The sequence below is a fragment of the Pseudoalteromonas sp. 0802 genome, assembly GCF_013350085.1.
GTDB lineage: Bacteria > Pseudomonadota > Gammaproteobacteria > Enterobacterales > Alteromonadaceae > Pseudoalteromonas.
Window position 1 is genome coordinate 1 of record NZ_JABVXE010000002.1, and the last position, 24,590, is coordinate 24,590.

24 protein-coding genes and 1 pseudogene are annotated in these 24,590 nt (G+C 42.4%); 5 read left to right on the forward strand and 20 right to left on the reverse strand.

What is annotated here, in order from left to right:
* Positions 1 to 452, reverse strand: a 452-nt coding sequence (locus HUS61_RS04780) for a helix-turn-helix domain-containing protein (RefSeq protein WP_175081354.1), incomplete at its 3' end; no start/stop codon positions are given.
* A gap of 59 nt (positions 453 to 511) precedes the next feature.
* Between HUS61_RS04780 and HUS61_RS04785 the strand changes: the two genes are divergently transcribed.
* A complete protein-coding gene (locus HUS61_RS04785) occupies positions 512 to 763 on the forward strand; it encodes a LexA family transcriptional regulator (RefSeq protein ID WP_175081355.1) in 252 nt (83 codons plus the stop codon).
* Positions 764 to 1,190: 427 nt separating this feature from the next.
* Here the strand turns inward: HUS61_RS04785 and HUS61_RS04790 are convergent, their stop codons facing one another.
* The 4 genes from HUS61_RS04790 to HUS61_RS04805 all read right to left on the reverse strand — a co-directional run bounded on the left by HUS61_RS04790 (position 1,191) and on the right by HUS61_RS04805 (position 4,963).
* Positions 1,191 to 2,009 (reverse strand): nuclear transport factor 2 family protein, encoded by an 819-nt coding sequence (locus HUS61_RS04790; protein ID WP_175081356.1) that lies wholly within the window; start codon positions 2,007 to 2,009, stop codon positions 1,191 to 1,193.
* Positions 2,010 to 2,080: 71 nt separating this feature from the next.
* A complete protein-coding gene (locus HUS61_RS04795) occupies positions 2,081 to 2,821 on the reverse strand; it encodes a ferredoxin--NADP reductase (RefSeq protein ID WP_175081357.1) in 741 nt (246 codons plus the stop codon).
* A 211-nt stretch (positions 2,822 to 3,032) separates the two neighbouring features.
* A complete protein-coding gene (gene deoD / locus HUS61_RS04800; protein WP_036972525.1) occupies positions 3,033 to 3,734 on the reverse strand; it encodes a purine-nucleoside phosphorylase in 702 nt (233 codons plus the stop codon).
* Complete coding sequence (locus HUS61_RS04805; RefSeq protein ID WP_063528418.1) at positions 3,734 to 4,963, reverse strand: phosphopentomutase; 1,230 nt, start codon at positions 4,961 to 4,963, stop codon at positions 3,734 to 3,736. The genes deoD and HUS61_RS04805 overlap by 1 nt, the downstream gene beginning before the upstream one ends.
* Positions 4,964 to 5,154: 191 nt before the next feature.
* On the opposite strand from HUS61_RS04805, the gene udk reads away from it, so the two are divergent.
* From udk to HUS61_RS04820, 3 genes are all read left to right on the forward strand, one after another.
* Positions 5,155 to 5,784, forward strand: a complete 630-nt coding sequence (gene udk / locus HUS61_RS04810; protein ID WP_054553619.1) for a uridine kinase — start codon at positions 5,155 to 5,157, stop codon at positions 5,782 to 5,784.
* An 18-nt stretch (positions 5,785 to 5,802) separates the two neighbouring features.
* Complete coding sequence (locus tag HUS61_RS04815) at positions 5,803 to 7,026, forward strand: NupC/NupG family nucleoside CNT transporter (RefSeq protein WP_054563193.1); 1,224 nt, start codon at positions 5,803 to 5,805, stop codon at positions 7,024 to 7,026.
* 157 nt (positions 7,027 to 7,183) lie between these two features.
* Entirely contained in the window at positions 7,184 to 7,915 is a 732-nt protein-coding gene (locus HUS61_RS04820) for an ABC transporter substrate-binding protein (protein WP_175081358.1), read from the forward strand.
* Here HUS61_RS04820 and HUS61_RS04825 read toward each other — a convergent pair.
* The 15 genes and pseudogenes from HUS61_RS04825 to HUS61_RS04890 form a co-directional block, all read right to left on the reverse strand.
* Entirely contained in the window at positions 7,912 to 8,607 is a 696-nt protein-coding gene (locus HUS61_RS04825) for an ABC transporter substrate-binding protein (protein WP_252950150.1), read from the reverse strand. The two genes, HUS61_RS04820 and HUS61_RS04825, sit on opposite strands and share 4 nt — an antisense overlap.
* Positions 8,608 to 8,778: 171 nt before the next feature.
* Positions 8,779 to 8,988 (reverse strand): cold-shock protein, encoded by a 210-nt coding sequence (locus tag HUS61_RS04830; protein WP_119852743.1) that lies wholly within the window; start codon positions 8,986 to 8,988, stop codon positions 8,779 to 8,781.
* 253 nt (positions 8,989 to 9,241) lie between these two features.
* On the reverse strand, positions 9,242 to 9,946 hold the full coding sequence (locus HUS61_RS04835; RefSeq protein WP_175081360.1) for a hypothetical protein: 705 nt from the start codon (positions 9,944 to 9,946) through the stop codon (positions 9,242 to 9,244).
* Entirely contained in the window at positions 9,934 to 10,683 is a 750-nt protein-coding gene (locus HUS61_RS04840; RefSeq protein ID WP_258535935.1) for an iron transporter, read from the reverse strand. The genes HUS61_RS04835 and HUS61_RS04840 overlap by 13 nt, the downstream gene beginning before the upstream one ends.
* Positions 10,667 to 10,987 carry a cupredoxin domain-containing protein gene (locus tag HUS61_RS04845; RefSeq protein ID WP_175081707.1) on the reverse strand — a complete coding sequence of 107 codons (321 nt, stop codon included), beginning with the start codon at positions 10,985 to 10,987 and terminating at the stop codon, positions 10,667 to 10,669. The genes HUS61_RS04840 and HUS61_RS04845 overlap by 17 nt, the downstream gene beginning before the upstream one ends.
* Positions 10,988 to 11,006: 19 nt before the next feature.
* Positions 11,007 to 12,317, reverse strand: coding sequence for an ATP-binding protein (locus tag HUS61_RS04850; protein ID WP_175081361.1), 1,311 nt, complete (start codon positions 12,315 to 12,317; stop codon positions 11,007 to 11,009).
* Positions 12,317 to 12,976, reverse strand: a complete 660-nt coding sequence (locus HUS61_RS04855) for a response regulator transcription factor (protein ID WP_063528423.1) — start codon at positions 12,974 to 12,976, stop codon at positions 12,317 to 12,319. Before HUS61_RS04855 ends, HUS61_RS04850 begins: the two co-directional genes overlap by 1 nt.
* Positions 12,977 to 12,979: 3 nt before the next feature.
* A complete protein-coding gene (locus HUS61_RS04860) occupies positions 12,980 to 13,627 on the reverse strand; it encodes a tetratricopeptide repeat protein (protein WP_062565412.1) in 648 nt (215 codons plus the stop codon).
* 20 nt (positions 13,628 to 13,647) lie between these two features.
* Positions 13,648 to 14,424, reverse strand: a complete 777-nt coding sequence (locus tag HUS61_RS04865) for an SDR family oxidoreductase (RefSeq protein WP_175081362.1) — start codon at positions 14,422 to 14,424, stop codon at positions 13,648 to 13,650.
* Positions 14,421 to 15,110: a TenA family transcriptional regulator gene (locus tag HUS61_RS21505; protein WP_208855495.1), complete on the reverse strand. Its 690-nt coding sequence runs from the start codon at positions 15,108 to 15,110 to the stop codon at positions 14,421 to 14,423. The genes HUS61_RS04865 and HUS61_RS21505 overlap by 4 nt, the downstream gene beginning before the upstream one ends.
* Positions 15,111 to 15,122: 12 nt before the next feature.
* Positions 15,123 to 16,580, reverse strand: a pseudogene (locus HUS61_RS04870) (AMP-binding protein); the annotation flags it as partial.
* Entirely contained in the window at positions 16,577 to 17,218 is a 642-nt protein-coding gene (locus HUS61_RS04875) for a thermostable hemolysin (protein ID WP_175081364.1), read from the reverse strand. The gene HUS61_RS04875 and the pseudogene HUS61_RS04870, both read right to left, overlap by 4 nt.
* 186 nt (positions 17,219 to 17,404) lie before the next feature.
* Positions 17,405 to 19,564 (reverse strand): S46 family peptidase, encoded by a 2,160-nt coding sequence (locus HUS61_RS04880; RefSeq protein WP_175081365.1) that lies wholly within the window; start codon positions 19,562 to 19,564, stop codon positions 17,405 to 17,407.
* 124 nt (positions 19,565 to 19,688) lie between these two features.
* Positions 19,689 to 20,573 (reverse strand): GTP cyclohydrolase FolE2, encoded by an 885-nt coding sequence (gene folE2 / locus HUS61_RS04885; protein ID WP_175081366.1) that lies wholly within the window; start codon positions 20,571 to 20,573, stop codon positions 19,689 to 19,691.
* Between the two features lie 11 nt (positions 20,574 to 20,584).
* Positions 20,585 to 21,916, reverse strand: coding sequence for a dihydroorotase (locus HUS61_RS04890; protein WP_175081367.1), 1,332 nt, complete (start codon positions 21,914 to 21,916; stop codon positions 20,585 to 20,587).
* Positions 21,917 to 22,342: 426 nt separating this feature from the next.
* On the opposite strand from HUS61_RS04890, the gene HUS61_RS04895 reads away from it, so the two are divergent.
* A complete protein-coding gene (locus HUS61_RS04895; protein WP_175081368.1) occupies positions 22,343 to 24,508 on the forward strand; it encodes a M3 family metallopeptidase in 2,166 nt (721 codons plus the stop codon).
* Positions 24,509 to 24,590: the final 82 nt, after the last annotated feature.

Here is a 24,590-nt window from a genome sequence, read left to right on the forward strand (position 1 = left end):
ATCTTTTTTTGCCATGGTTTTAGTGCATTCTCTTTAAGACGTCTCCGTATTGTTTCATACGAGATACTATCTAAATCTGTTAATGTAACTAATCGCTCTCCAAGTAAAGATAATGTCCATCTAGAGTGACCTGTTGGCGGCCTAGTACAAGCTGTGGCGATTAACGTTGCGTCATCTTTTGCAGAGGTTTTTCTCATTGCACCACTTCGTGCACCTTCATTCATAGCTGCCGCTAGATTCTCTTCAACGAACTGGCGTTTGACTCGAAATACGGTTGAAGAACTCACTTGAACTGCTTCACATATTTGCTCTGTTGTATATCTACAACGGTCTGCTTTTAACAAAATAGCAGCACGCTTGTACTTTCGAACATTGACCATGCCTTTTTTGCAATAGTCTACTAATTCTTGTTTTTCTTCTTCTGATAATTCAACAATATACTTTCGGTTCATAACAATATTAAGTAAGTTTATATGAGTTAAAGGATCGCTGATTAGGGTAAAAGTTCATTATGAATAAAGAAGAGTCGTCACTGTTTACAGCAAAGCAAGGTCAGTATTTAGCATTTATTTATTACTACACAAAAGTGAATGGGGTTGCGCCTGCTGAAAGTGATTTTGAGCGCTACTTTGGAACCGCATCTTCGAGTGTTCATTCAATGATTTCAGTTCTTAAGAAGAAGAAATTTATAACATCAGTTACTGGAAAAAGCAGGAGTATTGAATTATTGATTGAAAAAGATCAGTTACCTGAATTTAAGTAAGGGCAACTGATCAAAATATATGTGAAAGAGTACTAGGCGCTAGGACGCGATGTAAAATCGCTGGTTTCTAGTCTTTAGAGGTCAGATATTAGATGTCAGCAGATCTGTGGTGTTATTTAGGTCGAGTGTTCTTCTCAGCATTCGACCTTTTCACTTTCCAGGTAGGTTGGGTCGAGCGGAGCGACACCCAACATATAGAAGCCTTCAGCGATCAGACGCGCGAAACAAGTTTCACGCCTACATGAAGCAGCGGGTTTATCCCGCGTCATAGGCGAGTTCTGGGTTCTAGGTGCTAGGCGCTAGGACGCGATGTAAAATCGCTGCTACCTCGAAACTCGCTAACTTTACTCTCGCTAACTTTACTCTTGTAGCTCGCTAACTTGTAACTTGACCCCATAAAAAAAGAGCAGCTGGGCTGCTCTTTTTTCTAACGGAAGAATAACACTTTGGTTATTTTGCCATTCTCTATTTTGTAGCTGGTGACGAACTCTGAGCGCTTGTCGACGACTTTTGGGTCTTGTGAACAGGTTTCAGAGAGTTCGTGATCAATCACGATGTTGCCAAGTACAATGCGTTTAATCGGCGATGATTTAATGCACTTTAGCTTTTTAAACATGATGCCGTATCGTGCAATGAGTTTTTCTTTACCGGTGAACATCAACTCATTCGGGAATGTATAAAACTCAACGTTTTCATCGTACATCTTAATAAAAGCATCAATGTTACGAGCATTATAAGCAGCAATCAGCTGTTCAATCACTGCCATTGATTCACGTGACTGACGAGCTTTTTCTTGCTGCTTCGCTGTTAGTGCTTCTTTAGCTTGGTTAACGGCTTTTTCTGCTTCTGCGACGGCTTGCTGTTTTTCGGCAACTGTTTTTGGTTGCTCTGCAGGTGCAGGGGTTTGTGTACCGAGTACTTTGCTATCATCAACTTCTGCAACCGCTTTTAAGGCTGCGGCTGTCGCTTTTTGTTCGTCGCTGCTTGTCGTTGTTTCACTCGTTGCCTTCGCAGCTTCTTCAGCTTTTTCTTCTACTTGAGCGGCTTCTACAGTCGCTTTTTCAGTTTCAGACGCTGATTTTTGCTCTGTAGCTGGCTTTTCTTCAATAAACTCTAAGCTAGGTACGTCCTTCTTTTCGGCTTTTTGTTCATTGCTCGTTTGAGGTTGGGTTTGTTCGGTGGTTTCGTCACTTGCAATTGACTGCCAAGAGAATAATAAACTGATTGCAAAAAATAACGGTTTCATACTTTTCCTAAATGCATCATTCCTGATTTGAGGCGCTAAGGTAGCAAATTCTAGCTATTTGGCATAGTTTTTTACCAATATTGCTCTACTGTAATCTGCCCTGGTTCACGGCGTCTGTTGCGGCTAAAACCAAGCTCTAGCAAAATAGCCGTAGTATCTTTTACCATTTGTGGGTTACCGCAAATCATAAATTGTACGGTATCAGGTACAGTTGGGCGCCCTATTACATCAAATAAACGATGATCTTTAATTACGTCTGTGATCCGGCCATTAAAACCGATTGTGGCTGACTCTCGGCTGACTACCGGTGAATAGCAAAGATTTGGGTACTGCTGCTGTAGCGCTTTAATGCGCTCTTGATAACTTAAGTCCTCATTAAAGCGAACTCCATGCACTAAATGAACATGCTCAAACTTTTGCCACACTTCGCCCTGCTCTAATATTGAAATAAAAGGGCCAAGCGCAGTACCTGTACTCAGCATATAGAGCTGCTCACTGCTTGGTACTTCATCAAGGGTAAAAAAACCTGTCGCGCGGCGCTCTATAGTCACAGAGTCACCCGGCTTTAATTGTGCGAGTTGTTGAGAAAGTTGCCCGTCTTTCACATTAATCAGATAAAACTCGAGGTCGGGATTGTTCGGCGCATTCACATAAGAATATGCACGAGCTACACGTTTATCACCTACTTGCATCGCAAGCTTTGTAAACTGCCCCGCCGTGAATGGCTCAACATCGGCATTAACGATTAAGCTAAATAATGAGTCAGTCCACCATTTAACGTCTTTTACCTTAGCTTCAACCCAATTAGACATACACATCCTCAATTGTTGTTCCTCTATTAAAAGTGGCAACAATTAGTTGAATTTTCAAGTTTTAAAGGGCGGTTGCGAGATGCGGGCAGGATTTTACGCGAGGTAAATAAGTAGCTATAAAAAAAGCCGCATAAATGCGGCTTTGAGGTTAGTCTCACTTCACTTTGGGCGTGTTTCCAAATTTCAGTGAATACGTTACCAAGGAACTTATTTAAATTGATTCTAAAGCAATTTTAACCATTTCGTTAAAGGTGCTTTGACGCTCTTCACTTGGTGTCGCTTCACCAGTGATTACGTGGTCACTTACAGTAAATAGTGCCATCGCTTTTGCGCCATATTCAGCAGCTACGCCGTACATGCCAGCTGTTTCCATATCAACAGCAAGTACGCCTAGCTTGTCTAATTCTTGATAGAATGTGTTATCTGCTTGGTAAAATGTATCGGTTGTAAATACATTGCCTACTTTCGCTTCAATGCCTAATTCTTTTGCTGCGTTTACGCCGTTAAGTAATAAACCAAAATCAGCAATTGCAGCAAAGTCGTAACCACGTACGCGCGCACGGTTTACGTTTGAATCTGTGCTTGCACCTTGTGCAAAGATAACGTCACGGATTTTGATATCGCTACCAATACCGCCACAGGTACCAATACGGATTAGATTTTTAACGCCGTAACTAACGATCAATTCACGGGCATAAATTGACATTGATGGAATACCCATACCAGAGCCCATAATACTAACTGGTTTACCTTTGTAGGTACCGGTAAAACCATACATATTACGAACGCCTGTTACTTGTTTTGCGTCATCTAAAAAGTTTTCAGCAATGTATTGAGCGCGAAGCGGATCACCCGGCATTAATACCGTTTCTGCAAATTCGCCTACATTGGCGCTGATATGAGGAGTACTCATTATTGGTTTCCTTTTTTGTTCGCTAATAGCTTGTCGTTAAAACTATCACCGTATTCAAGTGCAGGAAGGTTAAACCACTGGGCAAGGGTTTGACCTATGTCTGCAAAACTAGCTCGTTCTCCAAGCGGGGTGTTTGTCATTCCCGGTTGGTATGCAAGTACTGGCACGTATTCACGTGTATGGTCAGTACCTGCTGCTGTTGGATCACATCCGTGATCGGCTGTGATAATTAACACATCATCACTATTTAGCTGATTTAAGATGGTCGGTAGGTAATCATCAAACTCTTTTAATGCTTTAGCATAGCCAACTGCATTACGGCGATGACCGTACTTTTCATCAAAATCAACTAAGTTTGTAAAAATCAAACTATGGTCAGGTGCGCTTGCGATTACTTCTGAGGTTTTCTCAAGTAAGTTCATTAGCCCTGGCGCTTTGTGTTTTTGGGTGATGCCTTGGTGCGCATAGATATCGGCAATTTTACCAATACTGATCACTTCACCGCCGTCTTGCGATAATTTATCAAGCAAGGTTGGCGACGGTGGCAGCACCGAATAGTCACGACGATTGCCTGTACGGGCAAAATCGTCACGGCTCGAACCCAAAAATGGCCGCGCAATCACTCTTCCTATGTTCATTTCATCAAGCAGCGCCCGTGCGATTTCGCAAACCTGATAAAGTTTCTCCAGTCCAAATGATTCTTCGTGCGCGGCTATTTGAAACACGCTATCAACTGAGGTGTAGCAAATCGGCATACCGGTTTGCATATGTTCTTCACCTAGCTGTTCTAAAATGGTTGTTCCTGAGGCATAACAGTTACCTAAAATGCCAGGAATGCCTGCGCGAGCAATTAGCTCATCAACAAATTCTTGTGGAAAACACGGCTGTGTATTAGGGAAGTAACCCCAATCAAATAACACAGGTACACCGGCCATCTCCCAGTGCCCTGAAGGCGTGTCTTTACCACTTGATAACTCTTTAGCGTAACCCCATGCGCCAATAGGTGCTTGGCGGTCACTAACTAAACAAGGTTCTTTACCTGCGGCTTCGCATGCATCAGCTAAACCTAAACGGGTAAGATTAGGCAGCGATAAGTGCTCACCTGTTTCTTCTGCGTAGGCTTTAAGTAAATGAGCAAAGGTATTTGCGCCTACATCACCAAACTTCTCTGCGTCAGGTGCTGCGCCAATTCCTAGGCTATCTGCCATTAAGATGAGTGCTCTTGCCATGGGTACCTCGTTATCAATATGTGAATACTTTATATGCTCTTCGAATTTTTGGTACAGGACATAAGTCCTGTTTCATAAAACAGAAACATTATAAATTTGCATCTCTAAGCGAAGCAAAAGAGATTAATCGTGTCTTTTTTGCTATTGTGATCTACCTAACAATGTTTCCTTCTGTGTGGGCGAGAACTTTAGTGACACGAACAATTATAGCTATTGCTGGCGCATCTGCGTCGGGCAAGTCTCTTTTTAGCAAGACAATTTATAACGAATTAGTCAATGAGCTTGAACCGGGCGCGATCGCAGTGATCGAAGAAGATGCTTATTACAAAGACCAGTCGCATTTGCCGTTTGACCATCGAACGCAAACCAATTACGACCATCCTGATGCTTTCGAGCATGAGCTTTTGCATGAGCACTTACTTCAATTGCGCGCTGGAAAATCAGTAGACGTACCAACTTATGACTATGCAATGCATACTCGTAGCGATGAAACGCGCCGAGTGGCACCTGCAAAAGTACTTATCGTTGAAGGTATTTTGCTATTGAGTGATCCGGCACTTCGAAAAGAATTTGATATTAAGGTGTTCATTGATACACCGTTAGATATCTGCCTTATGCGCCGTATGCAACGAGATATGGAGCAGCGTGGCAGAACATTACAGTCCGTTGTTGATCAATATCAAGCGACAGTGCGACCTATGTTTTATCAGTTTATTGAGCCATCTAAGCACAAAGCTGATCTCGTAGTCACACGCGGCGGTATGAATCGCGTTGCCATTGATATAATTAAAAGTAAAATAAAATATTTACTGCAACAATAACAACGGGAAACAGTCAGTATGACAACATTTATGAGCTTAGTAGGCATTGTTGTGCTACTAGGCATTGCTTTTGCGGCTTCTACGAACCGTAAAGCAATTAATTTAAGAACTGTGGGCATCGCCTTTTTACTTCAAGTGTTAATTGGTGGCTTTGTCTTGTTCTTTGAAGTGGGCAAAAACGTACTGGCAAGTATGTCTCGAGGAGTCTCATCAGTTATTGGTTATGCCAATGACGGGATTAGCTTCTTATTTGGCTCACTGGCATCACAAGATACTTTAGGGTTTATTTTTGCGATACAAGTATTGCCCGTTATCGTGTTCTTCTCAGCACTCGTTGCTGTGTTGTATCACATCGGGGTGATGGATTGGATAATCAAGATTCTAGGCGGTGGCTTACAAAAGCTATTGAAAACCTCGCGCCCTGAATCGCTTTCTGCAACCGCCAATATTTTCGTTGGCCAAACAGAAGCACCATTGATTGTTAAACCATTTATCGCCAGCATGACTAAGTCAGAGCTATTTGCGGTAATGGTAGGTGGCCTTGCTACCGTAGCCGGTTCTGTTATGGCAGGTTACGTAACAATTGGTGTAGAGCTTAAATACTTAATTGCAGCCAGCTTTATGGCAGCACCAGGTGGTTTCTTAATGGCAAAAATGATTGTGCCAGAGACCGAAACACCGAAAGAAGATTTAGCTGATTTAGACGTACAAGAAGAAAAACCGGTTAACGTAATTGATGCAGCCGCATCAGGTGCCGCAAACGGTATGCAACTAGCACTTAACGTAGGTGCGATGTTACTTGCTTTCGTAGCACTTATTGCACTTCTAAATGGGTTATTAGGCGGTATTGGTGGTTGGTTTGATCATCCAACATTAACGCTACAAGAAATTTTAGGTTACGTATTCGCTCCAGTTGCATGGTTATTAGGTGTACCGTGGAACGAAGCAGTAATCGCAGGCAGTTTTATAGGTCAGAAGGTTGTAGTTAACGAATTTGTTGCTTACCTCGACTTTATTAATTATCGCGATACGTTAAGTGCGCACACACAAGCGATTGTCACATTCGCGTTATGTGGGTTTGCTAACTTATCATCGATAGCAATTTTACTAGGTGGATTAGGCGGTATGGCGCCTAGTCGGCGAAAGGATATCGCACGCTTAGGGCTCAGAGCAGTGTTAGCAGGATCTATGGCTAACCTCATGAGTGCAGCAATTGCAGGTTTTTTCCTCTCGCTAGCTTAGAAACTTAATGAGATGAGCCGTAGTTGCAAAACAATAGGATAGGACTTTAAGGGGTTAAAGGTCTATCTGACTTGAACGATACTTCACCAAGGGCCGCAAGGCCCTTTTATCGTTTTATGTGCTAAGATTTATTTACTAAGTCCTTTTAAGTACATAAATGAATTATTTTCGACTTTATTTGCTAATTCTTTTCTTAAGTTGGCCAGCACTGTGCACGCCGACCCTAACCGTTGTGACTGAACTGTCACCACCTAACCAAACCCTAATCAATAACCAAGTTGCCGGTGAGAGCACCGAGTTAGTGAAAGCGATTTTTGCCAAAGCTAATTTGAACGCGAATATAGAACTCTACCCTTGGGCCCGTGCTTACAATATGGCACTGAAGAAACCGAATATCTTTATTTACAGTATGGCGAAAACTGCTGAACGCGAAAAACACTTTCATTGGATTGGTGAAGTGGCAACCTACCAAATGGGCTTTGTTAAGTTGAGCTCTCGCAGCGATATAAACATCACTTCAAATGAGCAAGCCAAGCAATATAAGATAGCGGTACAACGTCATGACCTAGCAGCGCAGCGCTTAACAGAGCGCGGTTATACTGTGGTATATACCTCTGATATCAATAAGTCGTATCAGCTGTTGATGTCGGGCAAGGTTGATTTAATCATTGATGATAAGAACTATATTGCGGCTATGGCTGAGCAATTAGCACTGGATGAAGCTCGTTTCAGCTTTGCTCATGCAATCGACTTTTTAACCATGAAAGGCTATCTCGCCGCAAATATTAATAGCGATGAGCGCTATGTAAATGCCCTAAAAGCAGCGTTTAATGAGGTAATGAGCACACCAAAATACAATGCAGTGATGATGCTCGCACAGCGACCTTAATTCGCTTTATATTGCTCAATATATGTCTCTAGTAACCCTTGCTTACTGAGCTTGTCATAACTTGCCTGTAATCGGCTTAGGAGCTCTTCGGGTAATGCCTTATTTAACGCTAGAAAGTTACCAACCGTGCCATTAAGTGGCAACTCAACCAACTTAACCACTTCTCTACCTTGGTGACCATACTGCATTAATTGGTATTTAAACGACAGCTCCGAGCCAATAATGAGCTCTATTTTGTTTTTGAAAAATAAGTTAATACACTCGTAATAGTGACTCACTTTAAGAAGATTTTTATCACCTTCAAAGCCAATGCTTTCTACAAACTTTTCGTAAATGCTATCTCTAACAACACATAAGCTATGATCTTTTACTTGCGATAAGTCGATGGGATTAATGCGGTCATTTGATTGTAAGCGATAAAAAAAGTTACGAGAGGAAGCCATTGGACCAATCCACTTGAATAACTCTTCACGGTCGGGAATACGTGCTGTAGAGACCAGACCTGACAGCGGCTTTTGCTGAGCTAAGTGATACGCCCGAGACCAAGGTAAGAGCTCGAATTGACATTCAATGTCTGCATCAACACACATTGCTTTAACAAACTCGAGGTTTATGCCTTCTAAATGCCCTTTATTTGAGAAGTTATACGGCGGAAATTGCTCGGTGTAGATGGTGACACTATCTTTTGCCAATACTACAGGTGCAAAGCTTAGGCATGCTAACAACAAATATTTTAAGATAATTAATACACTCTAATGACATAGCTGCATTAAATATAGAAATATTCACTAGCTCAGTCAATTTTTAGGCATAAAAAAAGCAAGCCGTAGCTTGCTTCTTCTCAACTTTACTTTTCAGTAAAATTATAGCGGCTTGATGTTGTCCGCTTGAGGGCCTTTTTGACCTTGTGATAGAGTGAACTCTACACGTTGGCCTTCAGCTAAAGTTTTGAAACCTTCAGATTGGATAGCGCTGAAGTGAGCGAAAACGTCTGGACCATTTTCTTGCTCGATGAAACCAAAACCTTTAGATTCGTTAAACCACTTAACTGTACCTGAAACAACGTTAGACATAGTCATATTCCTGATATAAAAAATTAAATATTGCCCGTAGTGGGCGGGTGTAGCAAAAAATCAGATGGAACTTAAAAACTTCAGGACGGTACTACAAGTATTACTTATACAACAACGAAATAAAGATTTATTAATTACACGCTTTTTAGCTACCGCTCACTATATAGAGTTGCCAGAATATGTCAAATACTATCGTTTGCTTAGGCTATATAAACTGGGCACTTGAGCTACTTTAAAGTAACTAAAACAGTCCTTAAAACTCAAACTCAAGTGCTAAACGAAAGCTGTGATCTTTGCCCGATTGACTAAGCTCACTAATAAAACCCGCTTCCCATTTTAACTGGCGTTTAGGGCTAAATCTGTGTAGCCCAATAAAGCCTGGGCCAACCCCAAAAAAGTCCTCTCCCGCATAGATTTCTATCGATGGTTGAAATGCCGAACGATAGCGGTAACGGTACTGCAAGCGAAACTCACTTTCCCACTCGTTTTCAATATCAGCGCCCCATTCATACACTAAAAATGCGTTCATAGTCAGGCTTGTACGGCCAAACTCTTTTTCCCATAAAAACCCAGTTGTTGCTTCGTATGCATCGATATTATGCTGCTTTTCAAGCTCAAATAACGCTCCCCAATCGGCCCACAAACGGCCTTGTTCGACCAACTGCCAACGTAACTCCACTTCATACGAAGATAAACCAAAGTCACCGTTATCATCGCGCTCGCCAACTAAGTAGCCCTCAAGGCTCATGGTGTCGTTAATTGCGCCGCCAAAGCCTGCACGCTGTGCAAGGACATTGCCGCTATCTGTTTGCCTGGATACCAAACGCCACTCAACTTCACGCTCAAAAGGCAATACATAAGGGTGATACACTTTATCAACTACCATGCCATCAGCCTGAGCAACTTGGCTAATACTTAATAAAAACAAGCAACTTAAACTAACTATTAAGAACCGCATACTGGCTCCTTGGTCTTTTTAATTTTTAAAACGTGGGCTAAAGCGATAAACCCCAACGTAGCAATGATATACACCCATAGCGCGGTTTTGCTTGGCGTAGCTTCGTAACCTACTAAGGCTTTTAATACGCGCCCAAGCTCTGAGTTTTCAACTAAAAACCCACGCCAATCTAAATAATTTGAGGTCACATCGAGTAAATCGATCTGACTTGCTAAATCAAGAAATATTAATAGCTTTGCTGTTGCATTTAAGGCAAGCAACACAACCAATGGCTGCTCGCCTACGCGCTTAGCAATACTCTCAAGCAAAAAGAACAACAACACGCCAAAGCTAATACAAATGCCCACACCTAAAGATGTACCCAGTATCAATGGCTCAGCAGCATCTTTACTGTGCCAAAAACTGACTAAATAAATCATATAATGGCTTAAATACAAGGTCATGGTTGCAATCAAGGCCAGCGCAGCCGCTATGCTTCGTTGCTGACAGCTAATTAATGCAGCGATAAAGATCACAATACACAGTAGCATTTGAATAAACTCTAAGCCTCTGTGATCAAATAACTGACTCAGCCAAGCAGCGCCTTGCACAAACACTAAGCTTAGTAGCGTACCAATCACTGCATAAATACTCAGTTGGCGCTGACTTAAAGGCACAATTAAACTCAAAAGCACGGCTAAAATCACCACAGGCAAAAGCTGATTAATGCTCATTAATAAACTAGTTATCAGCATCATTCGCCTCCGTAGCCACGACAGTTCCTCTGGCTGTATTAGGCGAAAATTCACCAAAAAAGTCATAACGCCCAGGGCTGAGTGGTCCGATATAAATGACACTTGTGCGCCCCGGATAAAGCACTTTTTCGCGGTTTAAGTCAAAGCTATCGAACTCTTCTGGCGTGTCATCTTGGTTTTCGATGAGTAAACGTAGCTTTTTATTGGCAGGAACTTTAATTTCAGCTGGGTAAAACAAGTGATCTTTTAAAATCAGCTTGTACTCTTTGGCATAGGCAAGCCAAGACGACATATATAGTAACAACATAGAAATTGCCAAAATCCATTTATTCACTGACATCTCCTTGCATAAAAGAGACACTCACCCGCAAGCCACCAAGGTGACTGTCAGCTAAAGCAATATCAGCGCTATAAATCGAAACTATATGTTCAACAATGGCCATACCAAGCCCGGCTCCTTGTTCACCTGATGGATGTTTATCGCCACCCACACGGTAAAAACGGTTAAAAATACGCTGTTTTTGAGCTTCATCAATACCGGGGCCCGAGTCATCTATTTGCCAGATAAAACGATTGTTTTCGGTTTTCAGAGTAATACAAATCTCTCCCGCAGCTGGGGTATATTTTATGGCGTTACTCAGTAAATTGCCAAACAAAGTAACTAAGGTGAATTCGTCACCGGCGATGATAAAATCATCGCCATCAATGCTAATTGTGTGCTCTTTTTCGTCAATACGATCATAAAGTTGTGAAGCAACCTGCTGGCTAATTTCTAACACCGACACGGGGCTAAATTGCGCTTGCCATTGCTCTGGATAGGTACGCCCCAAAATCAGCATTTGTTCAACGATATTGCTCAGCTTATCAACGCCTTTTTCCATCGCATCAAGCTCAATACTCTCAATTCCTTGAGCTACTAAATTATGCACATTGATTTTTAAACTACTGAGCGGGGTACGCAGTTCATGGGCCGCATCTGAGGCAAAAAAGCGCTCTCGTAAATAAGCACTTTCAACTCGTTTGAATAGATCGTTTAAGCGGCTAATTACGGGTTTTATTTCTTGCTCTGGGGTTTGCCAAGGAATAGCTGTAAAGTCATTTGCTTGACGATGTTTGAGTTGATTTGATAACCGAGTTAGTGGCGCAAGCCCTTGTTTTACAAACACACTAATAAGGAGAGCAAGGATAGGCACACTCCATAACAGCGGCGTCATGGCCGACAAAATCACAGTTTCGGTTAGTGCCACACGTTTACTCAAAGGCTCTGCAATAAGCACCCGCTTATTGCCTTCGCTTAAGCGATACACTTTGACTCGTTGCCCAGCCAAGTTCTCAACACTAAACCCTGTTTGCCACTGACTTTGATTGCTAAGATTTTGCTGCAATGATTTTGAGCTTGAGGCCAAGCTGTCATCAACCCAAACTTGAAACAATAACTGCGGTAAATCACTGGTATAAGCTGGGGTTTCTTTACTGAGTGGCTGCTCGATTAACACATGTGCCAGCGTTACCAGCTCGTTATCGAGCAGTGCTTCAGCCTGATTCATACTTTCACGGTAACCTTTAGTAAATGCCAAAAAGCAGGTTAAGATCACCATAGACAATATAAGTAGAGTCAGCCTTTTACGAATTGACACTAGCGTTTACCCACCACATAACCAATGCCGCGCAAGGTTTTAATAAACTCTTTTGGGAATTTTTTACGCAAGTGATGAATGTGTACTTCGATGGTATTAGAACCCACCTCTTCGCCCCATTCGTACAGTTTACTTTCTAACTGCTGTTTTGATTGCACGCGACCTTGGTTTTCTAGCAAGGCTTTAAGGAGCATAAACTCTTTGCGCGGCAAGTTTACTGGCTCACCTTGAAAGCTCACGGTAAAAGCGGCGGTGTCCATTTCAACATCACCAACTTTTAAAGTGCTGGTTTGTGCTTGGGTCACACGCCTGCTGGCAACCCGAAGACGGGCAAACAGCTCAGCGGGATCAAAGGGTTTTGCTAGGTAGTCATCAGCACCTAAATCAAGCCCCATGACTTTATCATCAATACTGCCCCGAGCAGTTAAAATCACCACGGGCAGGTTTTTACGATGCTTTTTGATGTGTTTTAAAATGTCGATACCATCACCGTCTGGTAGTCCTAAATCAAGGACTACCAGCTCAATTTCATCATTTTGCAGCCATTGCATCGCTGACTTAACGGTCGAACTATGTTCAACACTGTATCCTTGTTGACGTAAAGAACGACACAGGCCTTCTGCCACTAAATGGTCGTCTTCAACGAGCAATAAATGCATAGCTTATCTCTTTATTTTTTTCTCTACCTTAGCCAATAGTTTAGTAATTTCTTGTTGGCGGTAAAGATCTGCTTTGGGTCTTTCAGGGCGCGCTGGCGCTTGCTGTGCAACCAATAAAAACTCTCTAGCTGATTTATACTTGCGCTCGTCATATAGGAATGACGCATATAAATAGTTGCTATCGATACCACGCGGGTTTAGCTCAAGCGCTTGCTTAAACAGTTTTTTCGCTTCATCGTCATCACCAAAACCAATAGGCCAACCTGGTACTTTACCGTATAAGGTTGCAAGGCTTGTGTATGCCGAGCCATCAAGCGCTTTTGGATCTAGGCTTAGCGCTTTTTCAAATTGTGCTTTCGCATCTTTTGCAAGACCTAGCGCGCCTAAGCCCCCTTTTGCACCTGCATAGCTCGATAACACAATACCGTACCAAATATGGCTGGCTGCTTGCTGGTCGTTGGCTTTGCTAAACTCTGCGGTTTCGCTCGCTAACTTTTCGAATGCATCTAACTGCGCATCGTCAACTAATTCGTAATTAACCACTGCCCACTGCTTTTGCACCGAACTTAAATCGCTATTAAAGTCGGCTTTTGCAGGCGCAGCCATGATAACACCTAACATCATTAGGGCTTTTAAATTTAGTTTAGTCATAATCATTCACCTTGATCAATTTAGTTGGCAAAAAAACTTTTAATTTTAGGAAGTTGTTTTGCTATTGCGTTATCAACGAGTGATGGAAATGCGCCGTTAATACGGGCAAATAATGTTTCTGGAAAACCAATAAAACGACGACGTTTTTTTGATTTAATTAAATCTATTAATGCATCAGCCACTTTTTCTGGCGGATCCATGGTGTTACCCAGCTCTTTGTTCATCGCGCGTACTTGCGGCGAATTAATCGCGGTATCGGTGGCACGAGGCGCTAAATACAATACTTTCACATCGCTGTGGCTGAGCTCTCTGGCAAGGGCTTCGGTCATCCCTCTTAGGCCAAACTTGCTTGCGCAGTACAAGGTTTGATACGGATAACCAATGCTGCCAAACGATGAACCAATATTGACAATCGTGCCTTTATTGCGGGTCACTTGTGGTAAAAACAGCTGACACAATTTAATTGGCACATGTAGGTTAATATTTAACAGATGATCAATTTGCTGTTCGCTAATTTCACTAAACCCCTGCATTACATTAACGCCTGCGTTATTGATTAGTAACGTTGCCCCGCCAATCTGCTGAGCAAACTTAGCTAGGTCATCGCGAGATTCACTGTTACTAAGGTCAGCCTGAAAATACTCAGCATCATTGCCACATTCCAATTGCAGTGCAGCAAGTTCCTTCACATTTCGACCAACGAGTAATAAACGCCAACCTTCTTTTGCAAGGCGAAGGGCAATAGCACGGCCAATGCCCCCTGTTGCACCGGTTAGCACACAAACTGGGCTACTCATGCGCTTTGCTCCAAGTCAGCCTCGCTAAAGAAAGGTTCTGAATCGAGGTCACGGAAAATATTGCCGTACAATTTATAAAAACATTTTGCGGCGTGAATGATGGCTTGCTGATCGTCCTCGTTATCAATTTTGTTCATGAGGTTTTCGAAAAACTTCACGTGTTCAATATCAAGTGCACCGTGCGAAGTAAGGTAGGTAAACGCCTTTTTAGGTAAACCTACAACCTCACGGATTTGCCCTGCTGCATTATCGGCTAATGCAATCGAAGTGCCTTCAAGCACATGAACCATGCCAAAGAATGCCAATGGGTTACCGCGATTAATTGCATCGTAGGCGTACGACACCATTAACTCGGTCGAAAACTGTGGGCGAGAATGACGCACTTGCTCTTTATCAAAACCGCATGCTGCAATATCGTTCAGCACCCATTCTTGGTGGCCTAACTCTTCTTCGATGTATTCTGCAACAGCTTCGCGCAGCCACTCTTGTTTATCGCTCAGCTTTGCACCGACTGCCATCAACAGTGGTACAGTGTGCTTAACATGGTGATAAGCTTGCGTTAAGAACGATGCATATTCACTTAGGCTTACTTCACCTTTAAAAACGCGGCCAATAATCGGCGCAGCTAAAAGGTAGTCACGTTCTTTCTGTGTTTCGGCTTGTAATGTATTGAAAAATTGACTCATGCTGGTCGCCTCTTGGTAAAGTGCTGAAATTTCTGTAGCAAAAAATTGATTAATAACATCGCGTTTAGGGCGATTATTGCTGGTTAATAAACCTTGCGTGTGGCTCATAGGCTCTGCCATTCGATGCCACTTTCTGATCTGTGCGTATTCGGGTAGTTGCGCGTTTTGTGCCATAATATGGGCAGCAAGTTCAGCGTCATTCATCGCTTGGTTTGCATAGATAAGCGCGGCTAAAAATGCCTGACCTTCGCCAATCACCACTGCTTGTTGTACTTGGCTGTGGCTAAGCAATAACGACTCTGGCCACTCGGCACTGATATTGCGCCCAAAGCTGGTGATCAGCTGATTTTTCAAGCGGCCCTGAATAACCAAGCGCCCTGCTTGCTCAGTAACGAGATCACCGGTTGCATACCAGTCATCAGCATCTTGTGCTGCTTGACCTAAATACCCCAAAAACAATGAGCCTTTGATATAAAGCTGGCCATTTTCAATTTTGTATTGAATGTGCTTAAGTACTCGCCCTGCGGTGTCAATGTCATCATCATCGCGAGTGTTTAAACTCACCACCGATGACGATTCAGATAAACCATAACCTTGATAAACCGGCAAACCGAGCTCACGAGCTTGCTTAATAAGCGCTTGGCTTACAACAGCACCACCTACTGCAATAAACTTTAAGCTTTTAGGTGCTTGCCAACCTTGCTTTGCAAAAGCCACTAAGCAAGTCAGTAGCTCAGGCACTAAAATAAGGCTGTTTGGCTCAGTACGTTCAATTGCGGCTATTAATTTGTGTGGCTCAAGTAACTGTGCACCAGAAAAACCAAGTTCAGCTAAAGGCACTAAGTTAATCGTGCCACCCGCTAATAGCGGCGCATACACACCGGCTAAATTCTCAAGCAAAACAGGTAGCGGCAGTAAACATAAATGGTTTGGTTTTTCTAAACCAATGCTTTGATAAAGTGATGTTGCCACCTGCAATTGGCTTTCAAGCGATAAACACACGCCTTTTGGTGTGCCCGTTGAGCCAGACGTAAAGGTAATCTTTTGCGTGTTTGCAAAATATGGCACAGGCTGTGTATTACTCAATTGGTAAACATATAAAGGGTAATGCTTACATACATCTACTAACGCCACTAACTTTGCATGCTCACCTTCGTAAGCACGGTCACATACAAATAGCCCTGCTCCGCTATTTTGCAAACCAAACGCTACTTGCTGAGCCGTAAAAAACGTTGGTAGCGGAATAGCCACTCTTTTAAGCTCGCTAAGCGCAGCTTCTAATACACACCAAGCAGGCGTGTTATCTAATTGATAAGCAACACCCTGAGCATCAAATTCTGCCAAGGTAGGTAGCAAGCGAGTCACTTGTTCAGTAAATTCTTGTTTAGTTAGTGAGCGCACACCATCGCTTTTGTGGCAAACCATTAAGGTATCGCTATCTTTATGTGGTAACTGTGTTAACCAACTCATAACGCCTCCAAAAATACAGCAAGCTCACGCGATGACTGCAAATACTGCTGTTTGATATTGAATAAAACTGGGGTGTTTAATACACGCTGATGAGCTTCGTTTAGGTCAACCACACAAATGGTTGGTTGATTGTCGTAATAGCTACCCCAGCTTGCTGGATCTTGTAGTGCTTGTGCATTTGCAACGCCGATTTCTTTGCAATTGACACCCAGCATTTTTAATAGCGCTCTCACTTTACGGGTTGCACAAAACACTAAATAATTTGCTCCTGCTTGATAGAGTGCTTCGTTCATTAAAACAAAATGTGCCAAGGTGGCTTTTCGATGCGTTGAGCATAAATTACCTAGCTCAAAAATGTGCTCACGCTTGGCACCAACAAAGTGCTCAATAGACGCAGGGAGGTATTGTTCAATAAACAAAGGTTGTGATGCAGAGCGAAGGCCTAACGTACATACTTCATCATCAACATTAAGCTCACAAAGAAGCGGCATGAACTGCGAAATTTTCGCGTCATAGGCTGCAGCAAAACCTTGCTTAATATTACGCTCAAGGCGGTCACGAAATTGGCCTCCTTCACGCATGCAAACAAAGGCAGGCTCTTGAACTTGAGTTTGATGTGATTGTTGAACTGAAAGCATAATTGTTCGCTCCACTTAGGTTATGTGTAAAATTTATCGAGCGAAACTTAAATAAAACTTAAGAAAAATTAATTTTTATAAATATTTTTCAACCTTATGAAATTCAGTACTTTTATTTTTATAAAAAACAAAAATGCCAGTCTGTTAGACTGGCATTTTAATGCTTAAATTAACGTTAAACTTAGATTACTTAACGATAGTCATCTCTTTAAGTAGATTTTGAGCATTATCAACTTTATCCATCACCCATAACATGTATCGTGAATCAACGTGAATTGAGCGATTTAAGTTTTCATCATAATCCCAATCACCAATAATGCTTTCGTAAACACCATCAAATAACAAACCAACGAGCTCAGCATTACCGTTTAGCGTTGGTGAACCTGAGTTACCACCTGTGGTATCTACGTTCGATAAAAAGTTAACCGGAACCGTGTTCATACCGCCGGTGTAATCACCATAAAGCTTTTGCTTAATTAACTCGTTTTGTTTCTCTGGTGAGTTGAATGGTTCAACACCGGTGTTTTTAGCAAGTAGTCCTTCTAAAGATGTAAAGGGGGTTGCCACTAAGCCATCTTGCGGTGAATAGCCGCCTACCGTACCGTAAGTTACACGCAAGGTGCTGTTAGCATCAGCATAAACTGGCTTATTAAGTGCCTTGTTATAAGCGATGATTGCTTCCATTAATGCAGGACGAGCAGCTTGCTGTTTACCAGCCAGTTCTTTTTTCGCATCTTCAATATCTTTTGTGACCGCAAAGATTGCATGCGCATACTGAATGAATGGATCGCTACTTTGCTTTAACTGAGCAAGGTCAAGATCTGCCATCCATAAACGTTTGCTTTCATCTGCAAGAACCGATTTAGCATACATATCATCAAGCAAGGCTTTCTGCTTTTGTTTATCAAAACCGTTAGTTAGACCAAGAGCTTTATCAACCTCTGCAACTCGTTCGTCTTTAGGTAATGCAGCATATTGCTCAATAAAGTACAGTAAAATAGCTTTATCAACGGCTTCATCATAACGACGGCTCATGCTTTTTAAACGAGACTCGATACGTGGCATATCACGCTCTTGATAACCACTTTCGCGCTCAGCATCTGGCTTTTGTTTTTCGTAAGCTAAACGGTATAAACGTCGAGCAGTTGAGATCATTTGTGAGCGGTGTACGTAACCTAACATGCGGTCGCGCTGGTTATGCTCTTGCGACTGTGCAACTAGCGCAGATAAATCAGCAAGTACGTGTCCGTATTTGGCTTTGCGCTTACTATCTTCATTGATCCACCCAGTGAGATCTTTTTCGAATTGTTGCTTACGGCTATACATTGACCCTTTATTGAAGCTCTCAATCATTGAGCCATAGTTTTTAATATAGTTGTTGTAACCCGCAATCGTGCTTTCGTATGCGATACGTGCCTCTGAGCCTTCAGGCGCATTTTCTTCAATTAACGAGACATATTTAGAGTTATATTTACGCGCTAATGGGTAAGCTGTGTTAAACACGTAATCAACTTCAGGCGAAATACGGTAACGGTTTGTGCTGCCCGGATAACCGGTAACCATCACAAAATCGCCTTCTTGTACGCCTTGAGCGCTTACTTTTAAAAACGCATCACTTTGGTACGGCACGTTGTCTTCTGAATATTCAGCTGGCTTACCATCTTTGCCAACATAGGCGCGATAGAACGAGAAATCACCCGTGTGGCGCGGCCACATCCAGTTATCGATATCACCGCCGTATTTACCTACGCCCATAGCAGGTGCATACGCTAAACGTACATCTTTAATTTCTAGCGATTTAATAAGGTAATACTCAAGACCACCGTGGAAAGTATACACATTACAGCGGTAGCTCTCGTCTTGCTCACACTCACTAACAAGTGCTTTTTCATTTGCTTGAATTGCATCAAAACGTGCTTTACCGGTTAACTTTTCAGTCCCTTTATTTACTTTATCTGTAACGTCGGTTACTTGCTCTGTTACAAAAACACGAGAACCCGGCGCAGCTGGGACTTCTTCGCCTGTTGTTTTAGCTAAAAAGCCATTTTCTAAAATATTGTTTTCGGTAGTCGAGTTATATTGAATCGAACCATAGGCACAGTGATGGTTTGTGACAACTAAGCCTTTTGGTGAAACAAACGAAGCAGTACAGCCACCAAGACTAATTACCGCATTCATCGGAAACTCTGTTAATTTTGAAATTGACTCTACATCAATGCTCAAGCCTTTCGCTTTTAACACTGATTCAAGCTCTGGTAGCTGGTGAGGTTGCCACATGCCTTCGTCGGCAACAGCAACATTTGCTACAGCGAGACCCACTGCAGCAGCAATAAATTTAAAACGCATAGTCGTCCTTTATATTATTATGTTTATCATTTTTAGCGCTCGTATCATTATCATTGTGAAAATGAATAGCAATATTTTGCGACCGCTAATGTCAAAATTTGTAAACCATTTTAGGTTCATGAACCTAATATTTAGACTCATAAACCACGGCATTGTGGCCATGTAAGCTTTCTTGGTGTTCAACTTTAAATTGGTAATCAGCAATGCTCTGCATGGTTTCGAAGCACAGCTTCAATCGCCTTGCTGCATCTTCGCAAAACAGTAAGTTTTTTGCGTTAAGGGCAGCAAATGCTTGTTCATCTTCACGCTTTACGGCGGTTTGTACTGGGGTGCCTATGGCTTGCTCACATACTGTGATAAAGCCGCTAATGTCAGGTAGCTTTTCACTACTAAACGTGACATCAATATAAGCATAAGAGCGCTGGCTATGGGGAGTTGCAATTGAGCCCTGTTCACTTGCAAGCCAATTGAGTAAAGAGGCTTTATCTATATGCTCATCACTAAATTGCTTATCGACTGCCTCGCTCAAAAGCTGCCTCGATAATGCCGCTGAACACGGGCAGGTGCTACTGTAGGCAACATCGACTTTTAAGTTAATGGTGAGCGATTGCTGCTTAGTAATCGTTAAAACGACAGGGTAAGCATTGTATCCGGCATGATCGCTAAGCAGCGCTGGTTTTAGCTGTGGTAAATCAAATTGCAGCACCAATTTTGCGCCTTTACTTAAGCCTTTTTGTGATGCTAAAACGGCCTGCATAAACTCACTAACACGCTGAGTCGTTAAGCTTTGTTTAGCCAATTGCTGATTAAGTAATAAATATAGACGCGACATATGAATGCCTTTAGCATCGCTATCAAGGCTAACGAACACATCAGCTTTGGTATTCAGGTGCACATCAACATGAGTTTGTGCAAGCTTCAAAGGCAATGCTATTTTTTCCATACCAACCCATTTTAAAGGCGACTGAAAATCTACATTAGAGTGCGAGGTAATATCGGGTAATTGCATATCAACTTCTTTTAACGATTGAATGTTAAGGCCATAGCGGCCTGTTTGTGCGGGGTTACGTGCTGCTCATCAAAGACACACTCACCATTAACAAAGGTATGTGTGATTCGGTTTGAAAAAGTGGTGCCATTGAAAGGAGTCCATTGGCATAAGTAATGTGTGTTTGTATGCTCAACGTGCTTTTCTGCGTTTGGGTCAACCAGGACTAAATCAGCAAAGTAGCCTTCTCTGATAAACCCCCGCTCTTTGATAGCAAATCGCTTTGCCACGTTATGCGCTGTTTTTTCAACGACTTGCTCAAGGCTCAACGCACCACGTTTTACCTGCTCAAGTAACGACAGTAATGCATGTTCGACTAATGGCAGACCAGCAGGTGCAGCGCTGTATTGTTGCTGTTTTTCTTGCCAAGTATGAGGGGCATGATCGGTAGCAATGATATCAATGCGACCATCGCGTACTGCTGAGAGTAGCGCTTGTCGGTCTTGCTCTGATTTTATGGCAGGGTTACATTTAATTAGATTGCCATAGTTTGCATAATCATCTTGGTTAAACCATAAATGATGCACGCAAGCTTCAGCAGTTATGTGCTTTTGCTCTATGGGTGCGTTACTAAATAGCTCTAGCTCTTTTGCTGTTGTAAGGTGTAAAACATGCAGCTGTGAACCATAACGTTTTGCCAGCGATACGGCATACGATGATGATGCATAACACGCTAACTCATCACGAATTAACGGGTGATGATCTATTTGTAACTCGCCATAACGTTTTTCTAAACGGCGCTGATTTTGTTGAATAACTTCGCCTTGTTCACAATGGGTGGCAATGAGTACTGGGCTTTCCCGAAAAATGGCTTCAAGGGCATGAGGGTGTTCAACTAGTAAATCGCCTGTTGATGCTCCCATAAACACTTTAACGCCGCATACATTTTTAGCTTCAAGAGCTTTAATTTCATCGAGGTTGTCTGGGGTCGCGCCAAAGTAAAACGCATAATTCGCAGCGCTCGTTTGCGCTGCTATCGCGTATTTATCAGCAAGTGCTTTTGCCGTGGTAGTCGAAGGTGAGACATTAGGCATTTCCATAAAACTTGTAATGCCACCAGCCACTGCGGCGGCGGATTCACTGGCGATCGTGCCTTTGTGGGTAAGGCCAGGCTCTCTAAAATGTACTTGATCGTCGATCATGCCTGGTAATAGCAACAGACCGCTTGCATCAATTACCTCATCATTGGCCTTGGCACTGATATCTGAGGCAATTTCAGCGATTCGATCACCAACAATTCTTACATCATTTAATGCGCGCTGCCCTTCATTAACAACGCAAGCGTGTTTGATTATGATAGCCATATGACTCCTTGCTTATTCAGCAACATTTGCAACTTATTGTAAAAAAATGCACTCCATGGCAAGATTGATTGCAGACTAAACTGTTACAATATAACATACCACAAAGTTTTTATTTGGACACTGTTATGAGTCAAAAAGATCTATTAGGTCAGGCTATTTATATTTAAGCTGCAAAGTAACAATTGGCTTTCCAATCTTAGAGAATTTTAACGGCTTATCGCAGCCAATAATCACCTTATCGCAACGTATGAGGTCAATTGTAATAAGACACAGTATGCTGGGCTCATTGATCACATGGTGATACCGGCCTCATACAAGTGCATTTTTGTAATTCGTTTTACCCGCTATGCAAATCAAGAGCTCTTAAAACGTATGTACAAGGTTATATCGACACAATTTAATTTTAAAAATGACAAGAGAAAAACTATGAAACACCTAATCGCAACCGCGATCAGTTCTGCGCTGTTACTCACGGCCTGTTCAGAACCGCAAACAACAACATCAACGCCTAAATCAGAGCAATCAGCACCGGTTGCTGCAAAAGAGCAAGCTAACCCATTGTTTGTGAAAAGCGTATTACAATACGAAACGCCTGATTTCAGTGCGATTAAAGATGAACATTTCATGCCTGCATTTAATAAAGGCATGACTGAGCAAATGGCTGAAGTGCAAGCTATTATCAACAATCCAGCAAAGCCTGATTTTGCCAATACGATTGTTGCGCTTGAGAAAAGTGGTGAGCTATTAACACGCACACGCAGTATTTTTTATAACTTAGCGGGTACGGATTCAAACCCGGCACGTCGTGAATTACAAAAAGAGTTAGCGCCAAAATTAGCGGCTCATAGCGACAACATTTTCTTAAATAAAGCACTGTTTGAGAAAGTAGCGGCTATTCACAGCGAAGCTGACAGCCTTGCCTTAACTGCTGAAGAAAAGCGTTTATTAGACGTTTACTACAAACGTTTTGTGCGTGCTGGTGCAAAATTAAGTGCAGAGCAAAAACAACAAATTCGTGATATCAATACAAAGCACTCGAGCTTAACAACTCAGTTCTCACAAAACTTATTAGCGCTGACTAAAACAAATGTTGTTTTAGTGGATGACAAAGCAGAGCTTGAGGGCTTACCAGCAGGTCAAATTGAGCAGCTTGCCAATGCCGCAGCAGAGGCTGGCCATCCAGGCAAATACCTAATTAAGATCACAAACACCACGCGTCAGCCTATTCTGGCAACACTGAAAAACCGCGATTTACGTGAAAAAGTATGGCGTGCATCGGCTGAGCGTGCATTATCGGGCGAAAATAGTAACCGTGATATCGTGGCAGAACTTGCTCACTTACGTGCTCAAAAAGCGAAACTATTAGGTTACGACAGCTGGGCTGATTTTGGTTTAGAGTCACAAATGGCGAAAAAACCACAAGCTGTATTTGATATGTTTGCGAGCATGATCCCTGCATTAATGCAGAACGTCAACGCTGAAGCGGCGGCTATTCAAGCTAAGATTGATGAGTCAGGTGAGCAATTCAAATTACAGCCATGGGATTGGTTATTCTACGCAGAGCAAGTGCGTAAAGATAAATATAACCTTGATGAAAATGCAGTGAAAGAATATTTCGAGTTTAACCGTGTTCTAGAAGACGGCGTATTCTTCACCATGAACCGTTTATACGGCATCACCTTTAAACCACGTAACGATATTCCGGTTTACCACCCTGATGTAAAAGCCTATGAGTTATTTGATGAAAATGGTAAAAGCTTAGCCATTTTCTTTGCTGACTACTTCGCTCGTGAAGGTAAGCGTGGCGGTGCATGGATGAGCTCATTCGTTAAACAATCTGGCCTTAAAGAACAAAAGCCAGTTGTCGTAAACGTTATGAACATTCAAAAAGGCGCGAATGGCGAACCTACGCTTATCAGCTACGATGAAGCAACAACGATTTTCCACGAGCTAGGTCATGGCTTGCACGGCATGTTCTCAAACGTGAAGTACCCGACTCTATCTGGCACCTCAGTATCACGTGACTTCGTTGAGTTCCCATCAACATTTGAAGAAGATTGGGCCATGTACCCTGAAGTTATCGCTAACTATGCAAAACACCATAAAACTGGCGAGCCGATTCCTGATGAGCTACTGAAAAAAGTAATTCAATCACGTAGCTTCAACCAAGGTTTTGATACCCTAGAGTACGTTGCAGCTGCATTACTTGATATGGAGTGGCATTCACTTTCTGCTGATGCACCATTACAAGACATTGAAAAGTTTGAGCAACAAGCGCTTGCAAAACATGGTGTTGATGTACCATTTGTACCACCACGTTATAAGTCAGCCTTCTTCTCACACTCAATGGGCGGCGGTTACTCAGCGGGTTACTACGCTTACATGTGGAGTGAAATCTTAGCGGCAGACGCCTTTGCATATGTTCAAGAGCAAGGTGGTTTAACTCGCGAAATGGGTAATAAATACCGTAAAGAAATTTTAGAAGTGGGTAACTCTCGTGACCTTATGGAATCGTTCAAAGCATTCCGTGGTCAAGAGCCAGATACCTCAGCGTTATTAAAACGCCGCGGCCTAAAAGCAACGGTTCAATAGTTTACCTTGAGCTTTAAGCTATAAGCTATAAGCTATAAGCTATAAGCTATAAGCTATAAGCTATAAGCTATAAGCTATAAGC